This window comes from Stetteria hydrogenophila (assembly GCF_054657575.1).
Genome location: NZ_BAAHYL010000001.1, coordinates 465,498 through 482,470, shown reverse-complemented (window position 1 = coordinate 482,470; position 16,973 = coordinate 465,498). Strand labels below are relative to the sequence as shown.

Annotated in this window: 17 protein-coding genes and 1 tRNA gene; 14 read left to right on the top strand and 4 right to left on the bottom strand. The window is 64.2% G+C overall.

The annotated features are described in order from the left end of the window. The first annotated feature begins 102 nt into the window (after positions 1-102). A complete protein-coding gene (locus tag ACYQ3J_RS02570) occupies positions 103-747 on the top strand; it encodes a DUF1122 family protein (protein WP_460124048.1) in 645 nt (214 codons plus the stop codon). On the opposite strand, the gene ACYQ3J_RS02565 is transcribed toward ACYQ3J_RS02570, so the two are convergent. Continuing rightward, positions 721-1,443, bottom strand: a complete 723-nt coding sequence (locus ACYQ3J_RS02565; protein ID WP_460124046.1) for a purine-nucleoside phosphorylase — start codon at positions 1,441-1,443, stop codon at positions 721-723. The two genes, ACYQ3J_RS02570 and ACYQ3J_RS02565, sit on opposite strands and share 27 nt — an antisense overlap. A gap of 364 nt (positions 1,444-1,807) precedes the next feature. Further along, positions 1,808-1,966, bottom strand: coding sequence for a 30S ribosomal protein S30e (locus tag ACYQ3J_RS02560; protein WP_460124043.1), 159 nt, complete (start codon positions 1,964-1,966; stop codon positions 1,808-1,810). A 117-nt stretch (positions 1,967-2,083) separates the two neighbouring features. Here ACYQ3J_RS02560 and ACYQ3J_RS02555 point away from each other — a divergent pair, with 117 nt between their 5' ends. The 9 genes from ACYQ3J_RS02555 to ACYQ3J_RS02515 all read left to right on the top strand — a co-directional run bounded on the left by ACYQ3J_RS02555 (position 2,084) and on the right by ACYQ3J_RS02515 (position 10,055). Beyond that, on the top strand, positions 2,084-3,337 hold the full coding sequence (locus tag ACYQ3J_RS02555) for a C/D box methylation guide ribonucleoprotein complex aNOP56 subunit (RefSeq protein WP_460124628.1): 1,254 nt from the start codon (positions 2,084-2,086) through the stop codon (positions 3,335-3,337). A 46-nt stretch (positions 3,338-3,383) separates the two neighbouring features. Continuing rightward, a complete protein-coding gene (locus ACYQ3J_RS02550) occupies positions 3,384-4,100 on the top strand; it encodes a fibrillarin-like rRNA/tRNA 2'-O-methyltransferase (RefSeq protein ID WP_460124040.1) in 717 nt (238 codons plus the stop codon). 263 nt (positions 4,101-4,363) lie between these two features. Beyond that, a complete protein-coding gene (locus ACYQ3J_RS02545) occupies positions 4,364-5,296 on the top strand; it encodes an ARMT1-like domain-containing protein (RefSeq protein ID WP_460124037.1) in 933 nt (310 codons plus the stop codon). Next, positions 5,286-6,236 (top strand): hydroxyacid dehydrogenase, encoded by a 951-nt coding sequence (locus ACYQ3J_RS02540; protein WP_460124033.1) that lies wholly within the window; start codon positions 5,286-5,288, stop codon positions 6,234-6,236. Before ACYQ3J_RS02545 ends, ACYQ3J_RS02540 begins: the two co-directional genes overlap by 11 nt. Continuing rightward, the gene (locus tag ACYQ3J_RS02535) at positions 6,229-7,338 is read left to right on the top strand and encodes a pyridoxal-phosphate-dependent aminotransferase family protein (protein ID WP_460124030.1); all 1,110 of its coding nucleotides are present in this window, start codon (positions 6,229-6,231) and stop codon (positions 7,336-7,338) included. The genes ACYQ3J_RS02540 and ACYQ3J_RS02535 overlap by 8 nt, the downstream gene beginning before the upstream one ends. Before the next feature lie 95 nt (positions 7,339-7,433). Further along, entirely contained in the window at positions 7,434-7,865 is a 432-nt protein-coding gene (locus ACYQ3J_RS02530; protein WP_460124027.1) for a DUF61 family protein, read from the top strand. 245 nt (positions 7,866-8,110) lie between these two features. Further along, complete coding sequence (locus tag ACYQ3J_RS02525) at positions 8,111-9,034, top strand: polyprenyl synthetase family protein (RefSeq protein WP_460124024.1); 924 nt, start codon at positions 8,111-8,113, stop codon at positions 9,032-9,034. Positions 9,035-9,079: 45 nt separating this feature from the next. Then, positions 9,080-9,169, top strand: a tRNA-Ser gene (locus tag ACYQ3J_RS02520). Positions 9,170-9,668: 499 nt separating this feature from the next. Beyond that, complete coding sequence (locus ACYQ3J_RS02515) at positions 9,669-10,055, top strand: hypothetical protein (RefSeq protein ID WP_460124022.1); 387 nt, start codon at positions 9,669-9,671, stop codon at positions 10,053-10,055. Positions 10,056-10,079: 24 nt separating this feature from the next. Here the strand turns inward: ACYQ3J_RS02515 and ACYQ3J_RS02510 are convergent, their stop codons facing one another. Then, positions 10,080-11,465 carry a bifunctional hydroxymethylpyrimidine kinase/phosphomethylpyrimidine kinase gene (locus ACYQ3J_RS02510; RefSeq protein ID WP_460124021.1) on the bottom strand — a complete coding sequence of 462 codons (1,386 nt, stop codon included), beginning with the start codon at positions 11,463-11,465 and terminating at the stop codon, positions 10,080-10,082. Positions 11,466-11,668: 203 nt separating this feature from the next. On the opposite strand from ACYQ3J_RS02510, the gene ACYQ3J_RS02505 reads away from it, so the two are divergent. Genes ACYQ3J_RS02505 through ACYQ3J_RS02495 form a run of 3 tightly spaced genes read left to right on the top strand, consistent with a single transcriptional unit; the run spans position 11,669 to position 13,781 of the window. After that, the gene (locus tag ACYQ3J_RS02505) at positions 11,669-12,343 is read left to right on the top strand and encodes a hypothetical protein (protein WP_460124018.1); all 675 of its coding nucleotides are present in this window, start codon (positions 11,669-11,671) and stop codon (positions 12,341-12,343) included. Positions 12,344-12,378: 35 nt separating this feature from the next. Then, on the top strand, positions 12,379-13,134 hold the full coding sequence (locus ACYQ3J_RS02500) for a TrmB family transcriptional regulator (RefSeq protein ID WP_460124016.1): 756 nt from the start codon (positions 12,379-12,381) through the stop codon (positions 13,132-13,134). Further along, positions 13,107-13,781 carry an orotidine 5'-phosphate decarboxylase / HUMPS family protein gene (locus ACYQ3J_RS02495; RefSeq protein WP_460124014.1) on the top strand — a complete coding sequence of 225 codons (675 nt, stop codon included), beginning with the start codon at positions 13,107-13,109 and terminating at the stop codon, positions 13,779-13,781. Before ACYQ3J_RS02500 ends, ACYQ3J_RS02495 begins: the two co-directional genes overlap by 28 nt. Positions 13,782-13,797: 16 nt before the next feature. Here the strand turns inward: ACYQ3J_RS02495 and ACYQ3J_RS02490 are convergent, their stop codons facing one another. Continuing rightward, a complete protein-coding gene (locus ACYQ3J_RS02490; protein ID WP_460124011.1) occupies positions 13,798-15,384 on the bottom strand; it encodes a radical SAM protein in 1,587 nt (528 codons plus the stop codon). A 293-nt stretch (positions 15,385-15,677) separates the two neighbouring features. On the opposite strand from ACYQ3J_RS02490, the gene ACYQ3J_RS02485 reads away from it, so the two are divergent. Next, positions 15,678-16,772, top strand: coding sequence for a DUF711 family protein (locus ACYQ3J_RS02485; RefSeq protein ID WP_460124008.1), 1,095 nt, complete (start codon positions 15,678-15,680; stop codon positions 16,770-16,772). Positions 16,773-16,973 lie beyond the last annotated feature (201 nt).

Genomic DNA, 16,973 nt, shown 5'->3' with positions numbered 1-16,973 from the left:
CAGCGCCCCTACGCTGGGCCCCTTAAGGGTCTCGGCGCCGCCCCCCGTCTAGGCGTGGCTTTAAAGCCGGCTGGTCTTCCCGGAGCCCCACGGCGGTGATTCTTGCCCACCCGGGCCGGGGACATTCAGGGGTTCGTGGACTCCTTCCGGGAAGGCTTCAGGGCTGGAGGGGTGCTGGTGCGGGGCAGGATTTGGCGTGGCAGGTTCCCGGAGGAGGTTAACGTTGAGGCCCTAGTAGAGTCTAGCGGCTGCCGGGAGCCCCTCTTCCACGTTAAGGTGTTTAGTGGGAGGCCCCCGTACTACAGGCCCTGGCTCGAGGTCCACACGGTCTACTCTAGAGCGTGCGGCGTCTCCTTCGACGGGGTTATAGAGGACGCTGTCCTCGACCTCGCAGGGCTCTACGCCGGGCCCGGGGTCAGGGTCTTCGTGGAGTACGAGTGGGACCGGGAGACCCTCAGGGAGCTCGAAGCCGGCGTGCCCCCGGCGCTCTCGAGGCTCGGCTACAAGCTGCTCGTGAGGGGCTTCACCTGGTTCAAGGACTGGTACTACCCCGAGGGCTTCATGGAGGGCGGGAGGAAGCTGCAGGCCGAGAAGCCAGTCACCAGGAGGCAGGCGGAGGGGCACCTGAGGGAGCTGGCTGAGCAGGCCAGGGCGCTGCTGGAGGGGGGCCCGGCGCCCGGCGCTGAGGGGGCTGCAGCCAGGGCCCATGGGATCCTCCGGCTACTGGGCCTTCACTATCGCCTCTAGCACCGCCCTCGCAGCCTTCTCCATGTAGCCGGCCAGCTCCTCGTGGCTGAGCAGCCTCTCCTTCCCCGGCAACACGAGGTTGTCGGAGGCGACGAGGAGCGCGCCCGCCCTGAAGCGCCTCAGCTGCGCCAGCGTGAAGAGGGTCGCTGCCTCCATCTCCACCGCTATGAAGCCCAGCCTGGACATTCTCTCGGCGAACTCGGGGCTCTCAGCGTAGAACGCGTCATTGCTGAAGACGGGGCCGACGTGGACCTCTAGACCCGCCCTCCTAGCCTCCTCCTCGAGGAGGATGGTTAGCCTGGCGTCGGGGGCCGCCGGGGGGTTGACGCCGGGGAAGTACTGGCCTATCGTGCCGCCGGGGTTGTAGCCGGCCCCGGTAGCCACAACAGCGTGCCCAACATCGACCTCCCTGACGAGGCCGCCGCAGGTGCCGAGCCTAACCATGACCTCCGCCCCGAGCATCCTCAGCTCCTCAAACACTATCGCAGCGCTCCCAGCCCCTATGCCGTGGACTGCAACACTGACATCAACCCCCCTATAGCGGCCGGTGTAGACGTAGAGCCCCCTATTCTTGTTAACGAGCCGGGCGCCCTCAAGCATGCCGGCCACTAGCTCCGCCCTCGCGGGGTCCCCGACGACTACAACCCTCCTAGCGACCTCCCCAGGCCTAGCCTTGATATGCTGCGGCTGAGCCACGAGCACCCGCCCCTCAGGGAACCCGGGAAGAGAGCAGCCCTAACTATTTAAGGCAAGCTATTTACCCGAGCACCGCAGTACATGCATCCAACACCGCCACCGAGGCCCCCGCAACCGTCCTGGGCACAGCGAGAGCTGTGGAGGGAGGAGCGTGCAATTCTTGCATAACCAGTCTTCACAGGGGTCTCCCCGGGGGACGGGTGCCCCCCAAGTCTTCGCTACGTTCGGGCTCGATGCACAAGCCCCAGGGCGTGGGGTGGAGGCGGCTAGGGCTAAGCGGGATCCCTCAAGCTAGTAGGCCAAAAACTAAACAATGACTAGTGACGTGGGCGGCTCGAGGCCGCCGGGCTCGCTGTGGGCGGGGCTACCTTGTAGAAGCCTGCTGGGCGGCCTGCAGTATCTTCCTCTCGTACTTCAGCCTGTTCCTGAGCCTTGGAGGGAGCCTCTTCTTAGGCTTAGGCTCGATCTTGGGCGTCTGCTTCCTCACCTTTCCGGCCTTAGTCATTGAGCCGTGGGTTGGCATGCCTGCCGCACCCCTCCCCTGGGGGGTCTCCTCTATCGCACTCTTTTAAGGCTGACTCCGTGCTTCTTTAAACGCTGAGAGCGGCCTGCAGCCAGCCCGGCTGAGCCCGTGGCGGTGATGGGTTTGACGTCTAGGGTTTACATTGCGAGCCTCCCATACGGTAGCTTTGCACTAGACGAGCGGGGCGAGGTTGTAGACTACGAGCTCGGCCCGAGGGACATGGATGAAGCGGTGGAGGAGGCCCTGAAGATCGAGAGAGGCGAGCCCAACCAGGCGCTTACTAGGCTCGCGGAGAAGCTGAAGGAGCGCGGGTTAACCGACGTAGTGGTTGAGGTAGACGATGAGGCTAGGTTCTTCTCCAAGATGGGGTTCAACGTTGAAGTCGCGCCGGCCGCGGAGCCGTTCTACAAGGCTAGGCTCCAGATGTTCGACCTAGCCGTTAAGACCGAGTTTGCCAAGGATGAGAAGGAGTTCGCGGAGTGGCTGTTCAACGTCGAGGTGGAGTACACGAGGAGGAAGCTGAGGAGCGCCGCTGAGAAGAGGGACATGCTTGCAGCCCAGGCTGTAAGGGCTATCGACGACATCGACAAGACCATTAACTTGTTCATAGCACGCCTGAGAGAGTGGTATAGCCTCCACTTCCCCGAGCTCAATGACATCCTGAAGGATCACGAGCTCTACGCCAAGCTCGTGGCGGAGATCGGCAGGAGGGACGACATAACCGTGGAGCGCCTCAAGGAGCTGGGCTTCAGCGAGCAGAAGGCCAAGGAGATAGAGGAGGCCGCCAAGAACAGCATCGGAGCAGACCTCTCCGAGTTCGACTTGAACGCAATCCAGACTCTCGCAAGCATCATAACCCAGCTCTACCAGCTCAGGCGCCAGCTGGCCACCTACATAGAGGCCGTGATGAAGGAGGTCGCCCCGAACATCACCGCACTCGTAGGCCCGCTCCTGGGAGCCAGGCTCATCAGCCTCGCCGGGGGCCTTGACAAGCTCGCAAGGATGCCGGCCAGCACCATCCAGGTGCTCGGCGCGGAGAAGGCCCTCTTCAGGGCGCTGAGGACGGGTGGGAAGCCGCCGAAGCACGGCATCATATTCCAGTACCCCGACATCCACAGGAGCCCGAGGTGGCAGAGAGGTAAGATAGCCAGGGCCCTCGCGGCTAAGCTGGCGATAGCCGCCAAGGTCGACGCGTTCACCGGCAGGTTCATAGGTGACAAGCTGAGGGAGGAGCTTAGGCGGAGGATCGAGGAGATCAAGAAGATATACGCCAAGCCGCCGAAGAGGAAGAGGGAGGAGAGGAAGCCCGCCAGGCCAGCGCCGAGGCCGGGGAGGCGCGGCAAGCCGAGGCGGAGGAGGGGCAGGAGGTGAACCCGGAAGGGCTCGGCTCCTGGCCCAGTGGAGGGGGTGAATTGCTGTGGTTGAAGTGGTTGGGGTGAAGGAGCACCCTAAGTGGAAGGGCGTCTACGTTCTCGAGCTGGAGGACGGCAGCCTGAGGATCGCCACGAAGAACCTCGTGCCGGGGCAGAGGGTCTACGGCGAGAGGCTGGTTAGGTTCGAGGGCGAAGAGTACAGGGAGTGGAACGCTTACAGGAGCAAGCTCGCCGCCGCCCTACTCAAGGGCCTCATGGAGCTGCCGATTAAGGAGGGGGACAAGATACTCTACCTAGGCATAGCCAGCGGCACCACGGCGAGCCACGTGAGCGACATCATTGGCGCCGAGGGCAGGATCTATGGCGTCGAGTTCGCCCCCAGGGTTATGAGGGACCTCCTCCTCGTCGTGGCCCGGAGGAGGAACATCTACCCCATACTCGGCGACGCTAGATTCCCGGAGAAGTACAGGCACCTCGTCGAGGCAGTGGACGGGCTCTACGCCGACGTCGCGCAGCCCGAGCAGGCTGCCATAGTCTCTAGGAACGCCGCGTTCTTCCTCAAGGATGGCGGCTACATGCTCATGGCCGTCAAGGCTAGGAGCATCGACGTAACGCTCTCCCCAAGCGACGTCTACAGGAGGGAGATAGAGGTGCTGAAGAACTCGGGCTTCGAGATAGTCGACATCGTACACCTAGACCCGTTCGACAAAGACCACGCAATGATCTACGCCAGATACCACAGGGGCCGACAGCAGCAGTAGCCGCCCCCAACGCGCTACCCCTTAGGGGCTAGGTTTAGCTGAGAAGGCGCTGGAGCCGCTCCCGCCACGATCGTAGGCTACGGGGCACTTTCCACCGACGAGAGCACTTGGAGGGAGGTAGGCTCTAGCGGGTGGCGCGGCGCATTCAACTACTCAGCAGGCTTAACGCTGGACTCTTTCCCTCCCCATCCACCCGGCTCGAGGGCTTCCCCCTCTTTAGGGGCGAGCTAAAAGTTTAAAGGTAGACTGCTGGCTGTAATGGCGTGGAGCGGGGTGGTGCGGGTGGAATCGACTTTAGGCTTCTAAGCCGCGTCAAGCTTCTCGACCCTGTTACTTGCGTTAAGTGCCTCCTGGAGTCCCGGGCGGCAATGGCGCCGGGGGGTGATGTTGAGGGCCTCCTCGGGCTCCTCGCCGGGGCTCGCGGGAGAACTGAGCTGTTCATCGAGTCCTTCCTCAGGGTGTCCCGTGGGCGCGACATCCTTGCCCCTAGGAAGCGCGAGCTGAACCTGGAAGCCCTCAGGCTCCTGGAGGGGGTTGCGGGTGATCTCAGGGATCCCGTTCGGGGCATTGGCCTCGCCGCCCTCGCCAACTCAGTGGATGTCTGGATGCCTTGGCACAGGGATGGGGGTATAGACGCCCGGCGCCTTGGTGAGGGCGTGGCGTACCTGGAGCCTGAGAAGGCTCTGGCCCGCCTCCTAGACTCACCCGGCACGGTGGCTGTTCTCCTCGACAACGCCGGGGAGGCGGTAATCGACATAGCGTACGCTCTGCTAGCGCTTGCACCCCGCGCCTCCAAGGTCTACCTGGTCGCCCGGGGCGGGCCCTACGAGACCGACGTCACTGCCGGGGAGGCCGAGGAGCTGCTGCGGGCGGTGGCTGAGAGGCTGGGCGTGGATGCCGGCGGCGTGGAGACGGTCTCCACGGGCTCCAGCTACCCGGGGGTGGCTGAGGGCTTCGCCGCGCCCGAGACTGTGGAGCTGGTGAAGAGCGCGGACCTCGTCATCTCCAAGGGGATAGCAAACCTGGAAGCGCTGGCCGAGTACTGCAACGTCGACAGGGACAGGGTTATCGTAGCGTTCAGGGCCAAGTGCCCCGTCCTCGCCAGGATCTACGGCGTGCCCCTCGGCGCCGCAGTCGTGTCCAGGGGGTACCCCTGCATCGACGGCGGGAGGGGTGAGCCCGGGGGTGCCGGCTAGGGTTCTCGTGGTTGACCCCGTAGACCCCGTCCTGGACGGGATCCTGGCTAAGCACGGCATCCAGGTCGAGCGCCGCATAGGCCTCGCGAGGGGGGAGCTCCTCAAAATAATAGCCGGCTATGACGCCATCGTCGTGAGGAGCCGTACCCGCGTGGATGCAGAGCTCCTCGAAGCCGGGGCCAGGGGCAGGCTGAGAGTCGTCGCACGCGCCGGTGTGGGGCTGGACAACATAGACTTCGACGCTGCCTCCAAGCTGGGCGTGCGCGTCGTGAACACTCCAGGCCCGTCAACGCAGAGCGTAGCCGAGCTAACCATAGCGCTCATGATAATGGCGGCTAGGAGGGCTCTGGAGGCTAACCTGAGGCTCCGCGAGGGCGAGTGGTACAGGCCGCTCGGCATGGAGCTCTACGGCAAGCGGCTCTTCGTGGTGGGCTTCGGCAGGATAGGGAGGCGGGTAGCCGAGATCGCCAAGGCGATAGGCATGAGGGTCGCAGCCTACGACGTGGTCGACGTCAGGGAGGAGGCTAGGGCCAGGGGCGTGGATCTCGTGGCTAGCCTCAGGGACGGCCTGAGGGAGGCCGACGTCGTATCCCTCCACGTGCCGCTGACGCCGCAGACGTACCACTTAATCAACCGGGACACTCTCAGGGACTTCAAGAGGGGCGCCATCCTGGTCAACACGGCTAGGGGCGAGCTCATGGACACGGAGGCGGTGCTGGAGGCCCTGGAGAACGGCGTGCTCTCAGCCGTGGCCATCGACGTCCACGAGAGGGAGCCCCCAGGCGAGCGGGAGCTGCGCCTCATACGCCACCCGCGCGTAGTCGCCACGCCCCACATTGGAGCGTCAACGGCGGAGGCCCAGAGGAGGATAGCGGTTGCCGTAGCCGAGGAGCTGGCCCGCGAGCTGGGATCCCTGGAGGGGGTGGAGGGTGGTGGCTAAACTCTTCACGCCCGGGCCAGTCATGGTGCCGCGGGACGTTCTAGCCAGCTCCGCGAGCCAGGTGGTTAGCCACAGGGGGCCCGAGTTCCGCGAGATCCTCAGGCACGTGACGGAGGGGCTCGCCAGGATCTTCGACACCGACGGCTACGTGTACGTGCTGACGGGAAGCGGGACGACGGCGGTGGACGCTATGGCCTGGAGCATGGTGGCGCCCGGGGAGAAGGTGCTGGTCCCGGTCCTGGGCGAGTTCTCCAAGCGCCTCGCCGAGAGCCTGAAGAGGAGGGGCGCCAGGGTGGCCACGCTGAAGGCCGAGCCGGGCGATGCCCCGGGGCCCGACGCCATCCTCGGCGAGCTGGAGTCGGGCGATTATGACGCTCTGGCGCTGGTGCACAACGAGACGAGCACGGGCCTGGCCTACCGGTGGCTGCGCGACGTCGCACGCAAGGCCTCAGGGATGGGCGTGAAGGTGCTCGTGGACACCGTCTCCGGGCTGGGCGGGGAGGAGTTCAGCATGAGATGGGGCGTCTGGGCGGCGGCATCCTGCAGCCACAAGGCGCTCGCCGCGCCCCCAGGGGCCTCCTTCGTCGCCGTGAGCAGGGAGGCGGCTGAGTACTTAGAGAAGAGGGGCACGCCCGAGCAGACCCCGCCCCTGCTGGACCTTTCAAAGTACCACGCCTTCCTCAGGGATAGGGGCGAGACCCCCTTCACGCCGCCCGTCACGATACTCTACGCCCTCCGCCGGGCCATCGACAGGGTGCTAGAGGCGGGTGTAGACTCCTACGTGGAGGCCCACGCCGCCCGCGCCTCGCTGCTCTACGGGGAGCTGCCGAGGCTAGGCCTAACTCCCCTGGTCCGCGACGCTAGGCTGCGGAGCAACACCGTGGCGGCGTTCGAGACGGGGGCGAGGAGCGCCCTGGCGGTGAAGAAGCTGCTAGGGGAGAGGGGGTACGTGGTTGCAACCGGCATGGGGGAGCTCAAGGATCGAGTGGTCAGGATAGGCGTCATGGGCGACCTGACGATGGAGGACGTTAAAGGCCTCATCGACGCCATGAGGGAGGTGCTGCGCCAACCCGCCTCAAGCCGTGAGTCGCTCACGCGCTAGACACACGCCGCGAAGAGCCGCGCGGCATCTAAGCTTTAAGCACCAGCACCTCCCGTAACGTCTAGCCGGCGCTGGGCTGGCCAGGTAGTCCACTCATGAGCCTCCCCAGCGAGAGGCAGAAGAGGCTGATAACCTCCAGGTACAGGCACGAGGTTAGCAAGCTCCAGTCGTACCGGCCAGCATCTACCATCACGCTGGAGAAGGCCATGGCCTCGGCGAGGCCCGGGGTCCCCCTCGCCGACGGCTCCTTCCACGAGTTTGACCCCTGGCAGCTCAGGGAGATGGCCGGCGAGATCCCCAGGATCCTATGGCCCCTCGTAAACCTGCCAGTCACGCTGACTTACGAGCGCGACTCGTCCGGCCGCGCGTTCTTCCACGTGGCGGGTGACATCTGGCAGAAGAGGGCGGTGGGCCTCCTCCTCAGCGGGGAGCTAACCTCGGAGGGTAGGAGCGAGCTTACGGTTGAGGAAGCCCGGCTGCTCCTCTCGAAGTACAGGAGCCTCTTCTTCGTCTCACTCAGGCTTTAAGGCCCCACCCTCGGGATAATGGGTCTATAGACCTTGGCGGGATGAGCGGGGTTACGCACTGCCGAGCCCTTCTAGCCCGGGGCTATGCGGGTGGCCCTCCTAGGCGACCGCTTAGGGGAAGGCTGGGCGGCCAGGCGGGAGTCCTCGTCTTCGCCTTCTCCGCGTGACGGGGGAATTGGTGGATACTAATATTAATATCCCTCCAATGGAAGCACCCCTAAAGGGTTCAGAGGGGCGGATATGAGGTGCAGAGCGAGATAATTGCTAACCTACTCTTCAAAAGCGAGGCTGTGAAGAGGGAGTGGCTGAGGGTACGGAGGATCCTGGAGCCAAGGATTATCGAGGTCGCCAGGGCCGGGGCGGAGGCCGGTGTTGCTGAGATTTCCGAGTACATCGTGCGCGGCGGGAAGAGACTGCGGGGGTTTCTCGTTGTAGTCACCGCCGAGGCGCTCGGCGGCACGGTCGAGGACGCCATGGATGCTGCCGTGGCCATAGAGCTGGTGCATAGCGCCAGCCTCGCTATTGACGATATTATCGATAGGGACAGGGAGAGGAGGGGCGCGCTAGTCGCATGGCTCGCCCACGGCCTCTCCGGCACTATACTAGCGAGCCTCCTCATGATCCCCGTGGCTCAGAGGCTCACGGAGAAGTACGGGTTCAAGGCCATAATGCACGTGATCAGGGCGTGGGAGTCGACGGTGAGAGGGGAGATCCTGGACGCATTCCTAGCCGGCACCATTCCAGCTAAGAGGTATCCCGACCTGGCGTCCCTCAAAACCGGGAGCCTGTTCAAGCTCGCCTGCGTCCTCGGAGCACTAGCGGCGAAGAAGCCCGAAGCAGTGCCTTTAATGGAGGAGTACGGCAGCCTCCTCGGCAGAGCCTACCAGCTGGCCGACGACATAGTAGACTACAAGGCATACCTGGAGGGGAGGAGGAAGCTAGACCCCTCGGAGAGACTGTTCGAGAAGTGGGCCCGAGAAGTCCTCGGAGCCCGCAGCGAGGAGGAGGTAATAGAGAAGGCCCTGAGCGAGCTCTCAAGCATCGTGCTGAAAACGTCAAGGCTGGCATCAACCCTGCCGGCGACCAGTAAGCGGGAGATACTCGAGGCAATACCAGTATTCATAGCCGAGAGGATGCTCGGGGAGGCAAACCTCACCCTCCTCAAGTGAAGGGCCAAAAATAAACCCCCACACACGCCACTTAGCACGCGGAGCGCCGGGGTGGCCGAGCGGCCCAAGGCGGCGGGCTCGAGACCCGTTGCCCCGAAGAGGGGCGCGCGGGTTCGAATCCCGCCCCCGGCGCCATGGAGCCCCCACTACTCTCGAGAGCCCCCTGCAGGCGAGCCACGAGGTTGGGCCTTGCGCCGCTCAAACCAAACTCTTCCCACTCCTTAGGCCTACAAACCGGGCCCCGAGGCCGGAGTGGAGCCCTCAGCAGTCAACGCCGTCCCCACGGAAGCCGTCGGCACCCCCGAATCCTTCCTCATTGGGCCGCGTGCTGCGTCCGCGGGGAAGGGCTTAATTCCACAGCGCCAGCTGCATCCATCCACACTCTTTAACCTCCAGCAGCTCCAGGAAACGGGCTCCGGTCTATGCCCTTGGACCCCTTGTGGAGCGCACGGCCCTCCCGGGGAGCCCCTGGTTTTCGCCGGGAACCACTAGGACTTGGGGCGCGCCGTGGGCTTGCGCGTCTAGCGGGTTAATTAAAGTCTTAATACATCGTTGGGGTCAGAGTATTCAGTGTCGAAGCTGGGCTGGCGCTAGTGCGCCCGGCATTCTGCAGGGCTTGGGAGGGTGCTTAGCGGTGGATCCCAGGTTTAAGGCCGAATTTATCGCCGCGTGGGTTGCGTCGCGGTTGCTCGACTCGGCTACGACTTGGTTTATTTTGAGGAACAGGCTGGGGTGCGAGTTAAACCCTGTGCCGGTGAAGCTTATAGAATACCTTGGCTTGGAGCTTGGCCTGGCGGTGCACGCGCTCGTCGGTGTTATTCTGGGGTTTGTGCTGCTCTACGCGGTTCCAAAGATAATCATAAATGCCAGGCGCATGACTAGGTTTGATAGAGTAATCATTGCAACCCTTGGGAGGGAGAGGACGGTTAAGATTATACTCTACACCGCTCTAGCCTTGAGCTTCGTGCCGCCTATGCTGAACTCTACGTGGATAGTTGCGTCCCTGCTCTCCACCCGTTGAAGAGCGGGTGGCGGGTGCGGGGGGCTAACTCCTCCCAGCGCTCCTCGCTACTCTAATGGCTGCCAGCAGCTTCTCCACGGCGTCCTCAGCGTTGGAGCCGAGGAAGACTGCCATGGCCTCCTTGCCCCAGTCGCCCTTGTGGTAGATTACGTCTGGCACCTGGCCTCCGAGTTTTCTGACCGCCTCCTCGACGCCCCAGGGTATGGTGGCTCCCTCCCTCTCCTTCACCTCTGGAGGCTCCTTGGACCTGTCGTAGTATGACACCTTGAACCCGAGCCTTTCAGCTGCTTTAACGAGGTCCTCGGAGTACCTCACGTTGACGGCGGCCCTAACCTTGGGGTTGTACTTCATGACGCCTAGGACGTACCTGGCGAGGTGGCTGCTGGCGCCGAAGCCTATGGGCCCGGCGGGCTGGAGGGATCCCATCACCTTCACTATCCTGCCGTGCACGCCCACTACGTCGCCGGGGGTCCTGGCGTAGGGCTCGGGCAGCGCCTCCACCACGTTAATGCCGACCTCAGGGTAGTAGTTGACCACGTCGTCGCTGGCCTCTACGAGCTTTGCCACCGCTCTCTCAACGCTCTCCGAGGCCATCCAGCTATAGGCGGGTATGTGGATGTAGGCCATGGGGTTTACTGGACAGTGGCCCCTGCCCACTCTTAACCCGTAATCCACGGCTAGGGTGATTAACTTCTTAGCCTCCCTAATAGCGTCGACTAGGCTCAGCCCCTTCGCTAGGCCCGCGGCGATGGCTGCTGAAAAGGCGCAGCCCGTCCCGTGCGTGCACCCGTCCCTCACCCTTGGGGCCTTGAACTCCCTGAAGCCCCCCTGGTAGTAGAGCACGTCCACCGCCTCGTCGCCGGAGAGGTGCCCACCCTTGACGATTACCGCCTCGGCACCGTACCGCTCGGCTATCGCCCTCGCAGCCTTCTTGGCGTCCTCGAGGCTTTCTATCTTGAACCCCGCCAGCTTCTCGGCCTCCATCCTGTTCGGGGTGACAAGCTTAGCTAGGGGGAGGAGGTCGTTGGCCAGAGCCTCCACGGCGTCCTCGCGGAGGAGGGGGTCGCCGCTCTTGGCCACCATTACGGGGTCCACGACGAGCGGGAAGCCGTACCTGGCCACCTCCCTCGCGACCGCCTTTATTATACCAGTGTTGCTCAGCATCCCCGTTTTCCCGGCGTCGATCCCCAAGTCCTCCGCTACAACCCTGATCTGCTCCGCAACCATCTCAGGCGGGAGGTCGTGGATCGCGGTGACGCCCAGCGTGTTCTGGGCTGTAACGCTCGTAACTGCGAGCGTCCCGTGAACCCCCATGGCAGCGAACGCCTTTAGGTCAGCGGCGATGCCCGCGCCGCCGCCCGAGTCAACCCCGGCTATCGTGATAGCCACAGGGATCCTTCTTCCAGCCAATCCGGGGCCACCTGCCAAGACGAGTTATGCTTCGCATGACCCGGTAGAGAGGGTGCTGCGCGGGAATTAAGCCTTAAACAAGCGCCCCCACGCGTGCGCCGCCTTTAAGGAGCCACGCGTGGATGAGGCGGGCCATGTTTCCCCTTTAAAACCCTCCCCGGCCAGGGTTTTGTGGCTTAGGTAGAGCAGGGTGCCCTATTGAAATGGCGTCGAGTACATGGTCCTGGATGGGGAGGAGGAGGGAGCACGAGGCTCTATCGCTCTTGAAGGCTCAGGCCTCAAAGGTCCACGACTTCGTGGAGCTGCTGCAGAGGCTGGTTTCAGAGGCGCCCATGGAGAGGAGGGAGGCCTCCAAGATCCTCATGGAGATGGCAAGGCTGGAGAGGGAGATCCAATCGGCTAAAAAGTCCATCATAGAGGAGCTGGCCAAAGGCACGGCCGAGGCCCCCGAGAGGGCTGAGCTGGCAAGGCTCACTCTGTCAATAGCGGCTATCGCCTCCCACGCTAGGGCAGCCGCCAGGAAGGTCGTGGCCCTAAGCGACTTAATCGACAACGTTAAGGGCCACGCTAAGGCGCTAGCGGGGTTCGCCGAGAACTCCGTCCTGATCCTGGTTAACGCTGTAGGCAAGCTTGAGGAGGACCCGGCCGAGTCGCTGGCCATGGCGGCTAAGATCGAGGACTTGAAGAGGGCCGCCGACGAGCGGCTGGCCGAGGCGGAGGCGTCCATTTTAAGGGAATGCGACCGCGACGGCAGGCTCTCCGCCTGCCTAGCCCTGCTCAGGCTCTTCACGCTGCTGGCTCTAGTCACGAGCCAAGCGGAGAGCGCCGCAAACGTCCTGCGGGTGCTGATAGTGGTTAAAACCTACACCCCGCAATGAGCCGCCCGGAGCCTTGTGGAGGGCCTCAGGCAGGTTTGAGGGTTGACCAGGAGGTTGTTGACAGGCTCCGGAGAGCCTTCGGGCTATCGGGCTACGAGGCGAAGCTCTACCTCGCGCTACTCCAGGGCGCGCGGAGCCCTCGGGAGGCAAGCATTCTAAGCGGCGTACCCCTGCCAAGGGTCTACGACGTGGCCAGGCTCCTCGAAGCCAAGGGCTTGGCCAGGAGGGAGCCTGGCGGATGGTATACCCCGGTGCCTCCGAGGGCGGCGGTCGCGTCCCTAGTGGCTAGGATGGAGGAGGAGCTGAGGGCGAGGGTGAGCCTTGCCAGCTCCGTGGCGGGCGAGCTGGAGTCCCTCATCGACACCCTCAGGGAGGGCGAGGCTTCCTTCTCGCTAACAGCCCCCGGCGTCGCCTCGCTGATAGCCCAGGCCCTTAGGGAGGCTAGGGTCGCCTACGTCACCGTCGCGCCCGACAGCAACCTTTTCATCAACACGTTGAGGAGCGCCCTGAAGGCCTCCAGCCTTGAAGCAGTCCTAGCTGTGACGAGCCGCCCCGGCGGGTCGGAGCCCCTGCTCGAAGGCTTCGACTTCGTCGAGGAGTGCAGCGACCCAGACCACGGGCCAGTGGTGAACAGCGTCTCCACCCCTAGCTCCGCAGTCTTCGCGTACGAGGACTGCTCCACTGGCTCCATAGTGGGGGTTCTAGTTAAGTGGCAGTGCTTCACGGCCAGGTACTACAGGTCCCTCAGGGGGCTGTGGGAGCGGTGCCGGGCGAGGAAAGGTTCCCGGTAATAGTGGCGCTCGACCCGCCGGGCTTCACGGGGGTGGCCGAGTGGATCAAGTCCAGGTGGGAGACCCTAGCCGGCCACGTGGCTGGCTGCAAGCTCGGGGCGGCCGCCCTGCTACCCCTCGGCTTAGAGGAGGTCAAGTCTATAGTGTCGCACCTGAAGGATCAAGGCTGCCCGCTCGCAGTCGCCGACTTGAAGATCGCCGACGTGCCCCACACGTCGAGGAGGATGGCCCTCTACGCCCGCGAGGCCGGGTTCGACGTAGTCATCTCACACGCCTTCCCGGGGGCAGACACGGTCGCGGAGGTGGCGAGCGTTGAGGGACTACGGGTCTGGCTCGTCGCAACCCTCTCTAACAAGGGGGCGAGGCTCACCATGGACCCGAGCCTGCCCTACTTCATAAAACTAGCCTCCGGGCTGGGGGTTGAGGGCCTCGTGCTGCCAGCCACGGAGCCCGGCCTTGTGAGGCTCGCTAGGAGGCTCGGGTGGAGGGGTGTGATAGCGTCCCCAGGCGTCGGGGCCCAGGGGGCGGCGCCCTGCAGCGCCCTGGAGAGCGGCGCGACGCTCGAGATCGTGGGGAGGAGCCTCGTTCTAAGCGGGGATCCCCTCGGGTGGCTTAAGGCCAACTACGGCCGCTGCACCCAGGGGTAGGCCTGGAGGGGCGTCCTCACCCCTCGAGCCCGCGGGCCTCCACTACTTCGGCTTCAACGCTTCTCCCCGACTTCACCCCGGTGACTACGACCTCCTCCAGCAGGACCCCCCTCGGGAGCCTCGCCCTCACCGCCACGGTTAGGGGGTAGCTCCCCGGCTGCCTGGCGTAGCAGACTCCGCCGCTGCAGTCCTCGACCCAGAGGCGCCTCAACCGCGTGCCGGGCGGCGCCACCCGCCGGAGCATCTCGACGTCGAAGTGCTCGCGGACCCACCTCGTGAAGGAGCGGGCCTTGGCCTCCAGCCTCCTAGGGACGCCGTGCTTCATCCTCCACACCCTCGTCGCCGGGAGCGGCAGGAGCCTCCTGACGTTGACCCTCCTCACCATGTACCCCCTCCTTAGGACCTCCTCGAGGAACTCCCTGTTGAGCCTGTAGGTCTCAGCGGTCTCGCCTGGGAGGCCTAGGATGAAGTTGAGGCCGGGGAGGAGGTGGGGCAGACCGTTCCACCCCCTCCTGGCGCCTACGCGGTTCACTACCTCAACAGCCTTGAGGGCCTCCTCGGGGCTGGTGTTTAGGTTGTTCAGCTTGGCCACCCGAGGGTCTGCGCTTTCCAGGCCCATGGCCGCCACGTCGCCCGGCGTGTGGTGCTCTACGATGACTTTCAACGCCTCCAGGCTCTCGGCGGGGTGCCTGGCTATGGTTCCAGGGTTGACGTTGTCTATGTGGAGCACTTCAAGCGTCGGGGCGGCGCTGCGTATCCCCACGAAGAGCCTCCTCAACGCTTCCGGGTCGGGTTTGGGCCACTCCTCCTCCCCCAGCCCCCTGCTCCCGTAGACCAGTATGTCGGCCTGCCTTCCCAGCCTGAAGTTCCTGGCCCCCATGAGGTAGAGGGCTCTGACCTCCTCAGCTATCGCCCGGGGATCCCGCTGGATAGGCCTCCCCCTGAGGGGCTCGACGCAGAAGCTGCACCCCCCGCTCACCCAGCGGGCGCAGCCCCTGTAGGTCTCAAGCTCCACCACCAGGTTCCTCCCGTAGTTGGGGTGCATCCTGATGATCCTTGCACCCCTCACGGCGACCTTGTCTACGAGGGAGTAGTCCCTCCTAACCCTCCACGGCTCAGCCTTCTCGGGCCCGTACAGGGCCAGGTTGTAGAAGTACTCCTCAACGTCGCCGGTGACTAGGACGTGGAACATGGCCTTCTTGAACTCCGAGGGCGGGTAGGCGGGCCTGCCGCCCTGCAGCCCCATCCCCCACCTCGCGGCTGGCCCAGCGAGGACTAGGAGCGGCACGGACGGCGAGAGGATCCTGGCCCACTCGATAAGCTCCCTGGCCTCGGCCGGCCTCCCCCCGATGTACCTGCCCGGAACCACGACGCCGGCTATGAAGACCACTACATCGTACCTCGCAGCCCTCTTGAGCCACACCCGCGGGGACGACCTGAAAACGTCGACTGTGACGTAGTCCACCCTGTTGTGCTTGTTCGCCAGCCAAAAACTGCCTGCAATATACCTCGGGTACACGTCAATATAGGGCGGAACACCGAGGCCCCCCGGTTCATCGTTATACCCGTCGACTATTAGCACCCTCCACTCCTTCAACACCACGCCGGCGCCAGGCACCCCCACAGGGCCGTTGGGGAAGAGTTAGGCTGGGCTAGGCGTATAAAGCCTCGGGTTAAGCAGTGTAGGGAAGCACTGGGTAGGCCCGCGACGCCCCCGGATGGGGGAGGCTGAACGGGCCTCTCCCGGCCTTCAACTCCCTCCTCGCGGGGAGTGCGTGGGGCCAGGGTTTAGGCTAAGTTGCTCAACGGGAGATTCTCGTCGCCCTCTACGTTGCGGTGGTGTAAAATAAATTAAGCCGGCTCAGGGCTTCGCCTAGCCTCATATGGTGGCTTCGTGTGCCCAGCTACTCCATTAGAGCGGTAGTAGCACACCTAGGCGTCGCTCCATCGAGCCCCGAGGAGTACAAGGACCTCGCCGAGTCCGCCGCTTCAAAGCTCTACGAAGCCCTGGATAAGATCAACGTTAGGCCTGATAGTGTCAGGATCACGTTTCCGAACGGAGACCCGAGGGTCGCCGCTGAGGCCGCGCCCTACCTGGGCGAGGTTGCGGAGAGCGAGATGGTCCTCATCTCCCTGGGGGGAGTCGAGGCTTCCAGGAAGGGCTCCCGGGACTTCCTGGCGGAGGCCGCTGGGAACGGGGTCTACGCCCACGCCCTCCTCGACGAGCCCACGTGGGAGGTCGCGCTGGAGCTGGCCAGGACCATTAACGGCATAGCGGAGCTGGAGCCTGTTAAGGCGACGCGCATCGGAGTCAACGCGCTGGGCCGCCCGGTTCTAACGCCCTACTACCCCCTGAGCAGCAGCAGGCCCGGGGAGACCGGCGTCTCAGCCGCCGTAACCTACCCCAACGCCCTCGCCAAGGCTTACCAGGAGGGCGGGATCCCAGCGCTCGAGAGGGAGGCGGCTAGGATAGGGTTGGAAGTCCTGGGGGTGCTGAGGGAGATCGCAAGCGCGGCAGGGTTCAAGGCCTACGGAGTGGACCTAAGCGTATCCCCCTGGATGCAGGAGACCAGCCTCGGCCTAGTCGAGCTCGTGGCCGGCACCAGGATCCCGGAGCCGGGCTTCGCCCGGGGAGTCTTGGAGGTCAACAAGGCCCTGGCGAGGGCGGCCCAGAGCGTTGGCGAGTCGATAGGATTCAACGAGGTCCAGCTCCCAGTGGCCGAGGACCAGAAGCTGAAGCTCAGGGCGGCGGAGGGTGTGATAACAGCCAGTGACCTAGCCAGGCTCTCAGGCGTGTGCCTCGCCGGGCTCGACATGGCCGTCGTGCCCTACGACGAGAGGCGCGTCGCCGGCTTGATACTCGAGGTCTCGGCGTACGCTGAAACCAAGGGGAAGCCCCTAGGGGTCAGGCTGGTACCACTTCAGGACGTGGAGCCCGGGGACAAGGTGGACCTCGGCGCCTTCGGCGAGACGCCGGTTATAGCGTTATAGCCCAGCGGGGGGATCCCGCGCCCTCAACCTGTTTAAGGCGTTCCAGCAGCCCAGCAAACCGCTTGCCACCGTTGTAATCGTGCCGCTAAGGCAAGCGGCCCCTCGACTGGTAAATGCATCAACCGGTAAATATAAATCATAAATCTCGTACTTAAAAACCGCTTCGGGCAGGTGGGCAGGCCGCTTCAAGACGCTTCACTC